A 673-nucleotide genomic window follows, 5' to 3' on the forward strand; every position below is an offset into this window, starting at 1 on the left:
CTGGAAGACGTTCATCGAGGTCTACCTCGAGGACTACCACGTGGGCCCGTTCCACCCGGGGCTGGGCAATTTCGTCACCTGCGACGACCTGCGCTGGGAGTTCCAGAAGCACTATTCGGTGCAGACCGTGGGCGTGGCCTCCACCTTCGGCAAGCCCGGCTCGGATGTGTACCGCAAGTGGCACGAGGTGCTGCTGAACTACCGCGAGGGCCGCATGCCCGAGCGCGGCGCGATCTGGCTCACCTACTACCCCCACATCATGGTGGAGTGGTACCCGCACGTGCTCACCGTATCCACGCTGCACCCGATCAGCCCGACGCGCACGCTCAACATGGTCGAGTTCTACTACCCCGAGGAGATCGCGGCGTTCGAGCGCGAGTTCGTCGAGGCCCAGCAGGCCGCCTACATGGAGACCTGCATCGAGGACGACGAGATCGGCGAGCGCATGGACGCCGGCCGCAAGGCCCTGCTGGCGCGCGGCGACAACGAGGTCGGCCCCTACCAGAGCCCGATGGAAGACGGCATGCAGCACTTCCACGAGTGGTACCGCGGCGCGATGGGCGAGGCCGTTCCGCAGCGCTGACCGCGCACCGGCCGCCGCCGCGAATCCCGGAGGGTGGGTTTTCCGGGACATCTTTCCGGAATGCGGGCGCCGGGGTGGCCTAACATCGGC

At 67.2% G+C, this 673-nt stretch carries 1 protein-coding gene; it reads left to right on the top strand.

Going from position 1 to position 673, the window contains the following annotated elements; genetic code table 11:
• On the top strand, positions 1 to 583 hold a 583-nt coding region (locus E4T88_RS18795; RefSeq protein WP_497707123.1), incomplete at its 5' end, for an RHO alpha subunit C-terminal catalytic domain-containing protein.
• Between the last annotated feature and the right edge of the window lie 90 nt (positions 584 to 673).

Source organism: Dysgonomonas mossii, assembly GCF_004569505.1.
Lineage (GTDB): Bacteria > Bacteroidota > Bacteroidia > Bacteroidales > Dysgonomonadaceae > Dysgonomonas.